Source organism: Youngiibacter fragilis 232.1 (genome assembly GCF_000495435.3).
Classification (GTDB): Bacteria; Bacillota; Clostridia; order Clostridiales; family Clostridiaceae; genus Youngiibacter; species Youngiibacter fragilis.
The window spans coordinates 1-8,738 of the sequence record NZ_AXUN02000009.1 but is presented as its reverse complement, the minus strand read 5'-3'; the positions used below and the strand labels follow the sequence as shown (position 1 = coordinate 8,738).

General features: G+C 44.4%; 7 protein-coding genes. All 7 read right to left on the bottom strand.

Annotated features, from left to right (window positions below):
- A partial coding sequence (locus T472_RS00785) for a helix-turn-helix domain-containing protein (RefSeq protein ID WP_023863217.1) occupies positions 1-375 on the bottom strand: 375 nt, incomplete at its 3' end.
- A 416-nt stretch (positions 376-791) separates the two neighbouring features.
- Complete coding sequence (gene mnmA, locus T472_RS00780; protein ID WP_023386928.1) at positions 792-1,865, bottom strand: tRNA 2-thiouridine(34) synthase MnmA; 1,074 nt, start codon at positions 1,863-1,865, stop codon at positions 792-794.
- Positions 1,866-1,908: 43 nt separating this feature from the next.
- The gene (locus T472_RS00775; RefSeq protein ID WP_023386930.1) at positions 1,909-3,072 is read right to left on the bottom strand and encodes a cysteine desulfurase family protein; all 1,164 of its coding nucleotides are present in this window, start codon (positions 3,070-3,072) and stop codon (positions 1,909-1,911) included.
- Entirely contained in the window at positions 3,069-3,512 is a 444-nt protein-coding gene (locus tag T472_RS00770; protein ID WP_023386933.1) for an RrF2 family transcriptional regulator, read from the bottom strand. Before T472_RS00770 ends, T472_RS00775 begins: the two co-directional genes overlap by 4 nt.
- A 61-nt stretch (positions 3,513-3,573) precedes the next feature.
- Positions 3,574-4,845 (bottom strand): replication-associated recombination protein A, encoded by a 1,272-nt coding sequence (locus T472_RS00765; protein ID WP_023386935.1) that lies wholly within the window; start codon positions 4,843-4,845, stop codon positions 3,574-3,576.
- 265 nt (positions 4,846-5,110) lie between these two features.
- On the bottom strand, positions 5,111-8,029 hold the full coding sequence (locus T472_RS00760) for a CLIPPER-2 domain-containing protein (RefSeq protein WP_023863215.1): 2,919 nt from the start codon (positions 8,027-8,029) through the stop codon (positions 5,111-5,113).
- Positions 8,030-8,650, bottom strand: a complete 621-nt coding sequence (locus tag T472_RS19980; RefSeq protein WP_023863213.1) for a hypothetical protein — start codon at positions 8,648-8,650, stop codon at positions 8,030-8,032.
- Positions 8,651-8,738 lie beyond the last annotated feature (88 nt).

Below are 8,738 nucleotides of genomic sequence, written 5' to 3'. Positions count from 1 at the left end.
GGATACTGCGATATTGTTGTTGGTGAATTGTGTAGTGTAGCTTTGCTTAGGGCTCTTTTTGCTCTTGAACCGGGGATGCTCATTCTGTCCTTTGAAAAAGCGGGAGAAGGCATCCGACAGGTTACGGAGCGAATTCTGAAGGGAGAACTTATCCACTTCACAAAGCCATACTGTTTCCGGGTCCCTCTTCATCCTGGTCAGAAGTTTGGAGCATGCGGAATAAGTAAGACCTTTTCCGGTCTCCTCGTATTCCTTGTTCCAAAGTTCCAGGAAATGGTTGTATACGAACCTTGAACTGCCTATCGTCCTTGCAATCAGCGTTTCCTGTTTATTATCCGGATAGATGTGGTATTCGTAGGCCTTATGCTGCAGCAATGCACTCACCTCCACCATTGTCAAAGCTTGAACTGTCTTATTTCTTTTCTTCCTATGTATGTACCTGCGGATCTGTTCCTCAGTGCTTTCGATCTGCAGATGCACATAATCATTATGCGTTTCAACATCCAAAATATACTAAGCATTTTTATCAGTAATCAGAATTAACAAATCGTTCACATAATGGATTTTAGACATAAGAATACCCCAGGTACATATAACATTTAGAAATGCAAAACTATTATTCAAGTACTTGATGATATTTATTACTTTGTATGTGTTATTCTTCAATCTATTGATTATTTCTTGACTTTGCTTGCTAACTCACGACTGAAGTCACGAGTTTGCGCAAGCTATTTCATCAAAAAAGAGAACTTCCGTCATCGATTGATGAGGAGGCTCTCTTAATTCAAGCTCTAAATCACTTCTGTTATAGTTCCGCCGCCAAGCACAAGGTTACCATCATAGAATACGACCGACTGACCCAAAGTTATGGCTCTCTGCTTTTCCTTGAATATGACTCTCACATTATCTCCTTCAGGGTAAACACTGCATTCAGCAGGCTTTGAAGAGTATCTTATCTTCGCTCTTACAGTAATCGGGCTTTCAAGCTTTTCTATAGTTATGAAATTAAGGTCTGATGCGATGAGGGTATCCTTGAACAGATCCTCTTCGTCACCAAGTATGACTTCATTCTTGTCCTTGTCGATGCCTGATACGAATACAGGTCTTCCAAGCGACAATCCCAGCCCTTTCCTCTGGCCTATGGTGTAATAGGCGATTCCCTTGTGTCTACCGAGAACCTTTCCGTTCCTGTCTACGAAGTTGCCTTCCACCCTGGCTTCAGGCTTCTTTTCATAGATATACCTGCCGTGGTCGTTGTCGTCAATGAAGCATATCTCCTGTGAATCACGCTTGGAATGGACTCCAAGATCCATCTCCTTCGCAATCTCCCTTATACTCTTCTTTGTATATTCACCGCATGGCATCAGGGTCTTTCTCAGCTGCTCCTGAGTCAGGTTGTAGAGGGCATACGTCTGGTCCTTGGTGTCGTCATCAGCCTTTTCCAGGACCATCCTTCCATCCTTCTCGTATATCTTGGCATAGTGTCCTGTGGCTACATAGGATGCACCCAGGGCTTCCGCCCTCTCCAGCAACTCTTCAAACTTGATGTGCCTGTTGCAGGCAACGCATGGATTGGGTGTCTTCCCATCAAGGTACTCGTCTATGAAGTAGTCTATTACCTTTTCCTTGAAAACTTCCTTGAAGTTCATCACATAGAAGGGAATCCCCAATGTGTCCGCAACCATCCTGGCGTCATCAACCGCTGACAGCGAACAGCATCCGCCTTCCCTTTCCTTGAAGCCCTCGTCATCCTGCCAGACCTGCATGGTCACGCCTATGACCTCATAGCCCTGCTGCTTCAGGAGATACGCAGCAACGGAGGAGTCCACTCCTCCGCTCATTCCAAGCACTACCTTGTTGTTCATAAAATAAAATCACCTGTATCCTTAGTCACTTGTTTCCTATCAGTTACCTGTTTCTGCCGTTCCTCAGGGCTCTCTGCCTTGATATGGTTTCATCAATGATCCTTATTGCCTTCTCAACATCTTCATCAGTATTTTCTCTGCCAAGAGTCAGCCTAAGGCTGCCTCTTGAAAGCTCCTTGTCATTTCCTATGGCCATAAGGACATGGGATGGGTCCAGGGCTCCTGATGTGCACGCACTTCCTGATGATGCCATAAGGCCTGCTATGTCCAGGGACACCAGAAGTTCCTCTCCTTCAATGCCATCGAAGGAGACATTGACATTGTTTGGAAGCCTCATTGCTCCGGAAGGTCCGTTTAGCTTTGTGAACGGAAGCTGCAGCAATCCATCAGAAAGCTTGTCACGAAGCCTTGATATCCTAAGGTTTTCCTCATCGCCGAGCTCAAGTGCAATCTCAAGCGCTTTAGCCATTCCTGCTATTCCTGCAACATTCTCAGTTCCAGCTCTCCTGCCCTTTTCCTGTGAACCTCCGTCAAGGAGGTTATCAATAAGTATGCCGCCTCTGACAAAGAGGGCTCCTGTGCCCTTGGGGCCATAGAACTTATGGGCTGAGATTGACAGGGCATCTATGCACATATCCTCAACATCAAGATTTATGGCTCCGACAGCCTGCACTGCGTCAGTATGGAAATAGACTCCCTTTTCCCTGCATATCCTGCCTATCTCTCCTACAGGCTGCAGCGTACCTATCTCATTGTTCGCTGTCATGATCGTAACAAGGACAGTATCCGGCCTTATCTTCTGCATCAGGTCCATAGTAGAGATTAGACCCTCGTTGTCAACATTAAGGAGGGTGATTTCGAATCCTTCCTTCTTAAGGCTTTCAAGGGCGCTTAATACGGCATGATGCTCCGTCTTCTGGGATATTATGTGCTTTCCCTTTGACTGGTTTGCCCTGGCTATGCCCTTGATGGCCCAGTTGTTAGCCTCTGTCCCGCCTGAAGTGAAATATACCTCGAAGCTCCTGGCGTTTATCGCCCTGGCCACTATGTCCCTTGCTTTCCTTACAGCCGCTTTTGGATTCCTGGATATGGAATAGATGGATGAAGGGTTTCCATAATCCTCTGTCAGGAAAGGCACCATTGCTTCAAACGCCCTGCTGTCGATCTTTGTTGTAGCCGCATGGTCCATATAAATAAGGTTTGTCATTTTTTGATCATCACCTCTTTTATCGGCGTCCCCTTGAAGTTCTCATAATCATCGAGCATGTCCTGCAGTGTCACTGATTCCATGACCGTATCTATTGAATCCTTGATCTTCTTCCACAGAACCCTTGTGGCACATACATCCATGTTGGTACAGCCATCCTCGAGGCAATCAGAGATATCAACAGGCCCTTCAAGGATGTTCATGATATCGAGTACGGTTATGTCCTTCGGTTCCTTGGCAAGCACGTATCCTCCCTGCGCTCCCCTTATGCTTGTTATGAGCTTGGCTCTCCTCAATGGGGCGAAAAGCTGCTCCAGATAGTATTCTGAAATACCCTGCCTCTGGGATATGCTCTTAATGGAAACGGGAGTTACACCATTGTGGACCGCAAGGTCCATCATGGCTTTGACTCCGTATTTACCTTTTGTCGACAATTTCATGGGACACCCCTCCATACTTCATTACCTTGAATTCTACTAAATCCGACTGTTTCTGTCAACTTTACTCTTCACCCTTGACCTTGTCCCAATACACTTTAGCAGCCTGCTCAGCCTTGTTATCGCCATACCTGTAGAACTTCTTTCCCTTCAAACTCTCCGGCATGTACTCCTGCTTCACGTAGTTATTCGGATGACCATGGGGATACACATATTTCTGCATCCTTCCCATAGCCTTTGCTCCCTCATAATGCCCGTCACGCAGATGCAGCGGCAGCTCCAAAACAGCATTCTTATCAAGCGCCTCCATGGCAGAGTCAATAGCTACTATGGCAGAATTCGACTTTGGTGCGGTTGCAAGAAGTATCACAGCCTGAGCAAGAGGGATCCTTGCCTCAGGAAATCCCAGTGCCAGTGCAGCATCCGTACAGGCCTTTACTATGGTGATTGCCTGTGGATAAGCTAGTCCGATATCCTCAGCTGAGATCACAAGCAGCCTCCTGATTATCGAAATCAGGTCCTCACCCTTGATAAGCATGGCAAGGTAGGCAAGTGCTGCATCCGGGTCACTGCCTCTAATCGACTTCTGGAAGGCTGACAGCAGGTCATAATGTACATCCCCATCTGAGTCAAAGTTCATTACCTTCCTCTGCAGCACCCTCTCAACATCGGCAACAGTTACACTTATATCTTCAACACCCGTCCTGTCCTTGGAAACAAGCACCAGCTCAAGGTTGTTCAGCGCCTTCCTCATATCTCCGTCTGACATTGAAGCCATGGATTCCAGACACCCCTTCTCAAGGACAATGCTGTTCTTACCCGCTTCTTCTTTGTAGAATTCAACCCCTCTCTCCAGTCCATCCAGGACATCCCTGAATGAAAGTGGTTTGAATTCTACAATTATAGCCCTTGAAACAAGCGCCTTGAAGACAGCGAAGTGAGGATTCTCAGTGGTGCTTCCAATAAGCACAATTCGACCTTTTTCCATATAATCAAGGAGTACTTGTTGATTGCGTTTATTGAACATGTGGATCTCATCTATGTATAGGACTATCCCCTTGTATCCTGTAAGCATATTAAGTTCTTCCAAGGCAGACTTGACATCCTTCAGGGAATCTACCGACGCATTGAGGCTTATGAACCTCATTTCAGTAAGGTCGGCAAGTAGCCTGGCGACAGTTGTCTTTCCTGTCCCGGGAGGTCCATAGAATATCATATTCATGAGGGACTTACCCTCTATCATTGAAGTAAGTAGACGACCTTCCCCTATTATGTGCTTCTGTCCCAATACATCCTTAAGACTTCTCGGTCTTATCCTGCTGGCAAGCGGTTCCATTAACAACACCTCTGAGGTTATTATACCAAAAACAAGGTACCATTAGTTCCTTTGCCTTTATAAACAAGTTCAAACAATTGAATTACCAATGTCAATGCATTCATCAAAATGGGGATAAATCAATAGGTACTTAATAGCTGCTTTACAAAAAATAGGCGGGATGATTTCCCGCCAAGGTTGATTTTCTAAAATTATTATTAAGTAGTCTGGGGCGGACAATATGGCCTTATGCCATATTATCCGCTTATTCCAGCCTTTCAAGCCGTTATTGAACAATCACAGTGCTGCTGTAAGTAAATCTCATGTCAGGTCTGCCATAGATTGTAGCCCATGCTGTGCCCTTGAGTGATGCACCCTTCACCAGAACTTTATCTGCAAATGTGCACTCATACTCAATGATAATCTCTTCATCAAAGATGTAAGGTACACCAGGTATGATTTGTTCTGGTACATCCAGATCCACCTTTTCCTTCGATACTACCCAGAATGTGCAGCCAGTTGCTTCAATATCAGTAAATACCTTTGCCTTCTTAGCCTTAGTTGTCCAGTCCAAACCAAAGTCCTTCAGCACTATTAGAGCACCATCAGGTACCTTTGCTGCTGTACTCTGGTCTGTAATCCTGAAGCTACCGCTGGCAATATCGCTTTCTGAACTTGCTGAAATCATCAGATACTCTATCTGAATGCTCGGCTGCCCTTTTCCTATTCCATAGTAGTTAGCATCATCCGTGTCAGTGTCAATTTCAACATTACCTGCCCCATCAGTGAAGCTTCCACTCGCCGTAGCTGTATTCGTATGCTGTCCGATCACTGCTAATGTTGATATAGTTCCTTCAAATGATGCACCAGGTGCTAGACTTGCAGGTATTGTTATTCCAGTAACATCATATACACTGTCAGTAAGTGAGATGTTATATAATGTGACTGGTGAACTATTTATTACTGTAAACCTAAATTCAACAGAGTATCCCTCTACTACTATTGGTCCAGTAGGATCATCTGCATCAGCCCAATCACTCCATGATTCACCACCATATGATACTCTGACTTCCTTTTCAACATCGATAACTGCGGTTACATCAGTAAAGCTAATTGTTAAGGTGTCCGTATCTGATGCAGGGTTACCTTCATTGTCTACCGCACTTGCTGTAACTGTATTCTCATGCTGTGTTCCACTCTCAAAGTCTCCACTAATAATCGCGCCATTGTGGTGGAATGTAATCGAACCGCCTGGATCTAACCAAATTTCCGGCATTGGGTACTCCCACTTGTAAATTACCCCAAAGTCACTATCGTTTACTTCTGTTATCATAACCTTCTCAACGCTATTATTTGTAACTTCAAACGTGAAATTTACTACTCCACCAGTCTCAGGTACGCTTTCCTTATCAGCAGTCTTTACCACTGCAATTACCGGAAGAACATCCGTTACGTATACTGTCTCCGTTGCCTGTTCTGTGTCTTCGTTACCTTCATTGTCCTTAGCTACTGCCGTAACAGTGTTTTCGTATATTCCTGCCTCCGTATGCGGTATTGTGATCTGGAATTCAACCATTCCACCAGCTGCTATTGTCTGCTTCTCCACTGGTATTGTGATTGCTCCATATACGCTGTCTACAAGGCTCATAAGTGTGACCGACTCAACTCCGTTGTTGGTTACTTGGATTGTGAAGACGAAGTCTCCGCCCGGCTCAAGCATTGTCTTTGGATCTGCCACTTTAGTTACCGCAATGTCTGGAAGTGCATCTGTTACTGTTACTGTCTCTGTAGCTTCAGCTGTGTCTTCGTTTCCTTCATTGTCCTTAGCTACTGCCGTAACAGTGTTTTCGTATATTCCTGCTTCCGTATGCGGTATTGTGATCTGGAATTCAACCATTCCACCAGCTGCTATTGTCTGCTTCTCCACTGGTATTGTGATTGCTCCATATACGCTGTCTACAAGGCTCATAAGTGTGACCGACTCAACTCCGTTGTTGGTTACTTGGATTGTGAATGTGAAGTCTCCGCCTGGCTCCGGCAATGTATCTAGAACAGCTACCTTAGTTACCGTGATGTCTGGAAGAACATCATCAAATGTTACAGTCTCGCTATCATCATCTTTAGTTTCCTTTCCATAATCATCAGTAGCGGTTGCCGTTACTACATTAGTATGAGCCGTTAAGGTATCCGACGAAAGCCAAATTGTGAATGAGCCGGAATAAAATCCTCCTGAAAGTATAGTTTGTGGTATAACTATATCTCCCTTTCCATTAAGATCTCCAAATACATCATCAACTAAACTGTTGAGAATTACAGTCTGAGGTCCGATATTCTCAACCAGGAATGTAAATGTCACATTCCCACCAGTCTCTGGAACATGTGTAGGGCTTGCAGTCTTGGTAACTCTAATTGCTGGCGGAACATTAAAGGTGTTAACAATACTTAGTGTTGCCAGTCCCTTTGGCGGTACTATAGCTGACATACCCCCTGGATATGAGCTGCTAAATTCAGGAATGGTAACTTCTGAAATAGTGTATGTGCCTGGTACTAATCCAGCTTTTATTATCGTTCCATTACCAGTTGAATCTATTGGTATGTTTAATGTGAACGTCGGGTAATAGTCACTAATTACATCAACATCTACATAAGCTGGTAAAACATATCCCATAGGAATATCTGCAAAACTCTTATTAATCTGCAAACTACCATAAGCAAGGAAATCTGAAGGCTTCAATAGTGGTACAGTCTGAGCTGATTTAGTAATCACCTCTCCTGAAGCGGTGTCAGCTCTGACAAAACTAGAATCATTGTTACCAGCTATCTTGTTTGGCAAGGTTTCCTGCAAAACCACCCAAATCTCAACAGAGATTATATCACCATTGTCAAGTCCTTCAACAGTTATGACACTTGTGAAATCAGCAGTATTTGGTTTATTATCAATTTTAGTGACCCTAGCATTTTCCAAAGGATCAGTTGAATGGGTAATGTCAACGAAAGCAGCATAAACCATGTACTTACCATCATAACCAAAGTCACTGCCGCTAGTAGTCTTGGTTGACCAGAACATCTCCATTGAGATTTTGCCATTCTCTGGTTGTGTTGAACCATTTACAGTTATGTAGGCCTCGAACGGTACTATCTGTCCTAATACAAGATCCTCCGGGGCTAATGATTCTCTAGTATTCGAATGAAGGGTGGTTCCCAACTAATCTTCATGTCGTCCAATGGTCGTCTCAGGTAAAGGAGCGTAGTACTTTGGGAAATACTTTTCGTAAGTGTCTGGATTGTAACTGGAGAAGTCAATCGAATATGCTCCTCCTGCGTCAGTGAATGACGTATTTACGATTGTATTCGTATCTGCACCTGTTACTGCGACCTCATAATTCGGGGAATAATAATCAGCAATATTGAACAATATTGCGAACATTCCCTTTGAATCAACTTCAGCTACAGTCTCATATCTCCAGGTACCGTATACTTCTTTAACTTCTATTGATACTGACCTGTCAAGTATCCATCCGCTACCCTTCATATTTACTTTCCCGCCCGGTTTATAGTCCTCTTTATTGACAATTACTACCGGAGCGGTCAAATATGTTAAAGGTGCTTCAGGAACTATTTCTTCTACAATTGGCTCTGCAATTGCCGGTTCTTCTGCGATTGGCACTTCAACAATCGGTTCTTCTACCACCGGCTCCTCTATCACCGGTTCTTCTACCACTGGTTCTTCTACCACTGGTTCTTCTACCACCGGCTCCTCTACCACCGGTTCTTCTACTACTGGTTCTTCAACCACTGGTTCTTCTACCACCGGTTCTTCTACCACCGGCTCCTCTACTATTTGTTGCTCAATTCCAATTGTTTCCTTCGGAAGCTTTTCTTTAGGATCAGCGAACTGTTAGAGCCGTAAAATT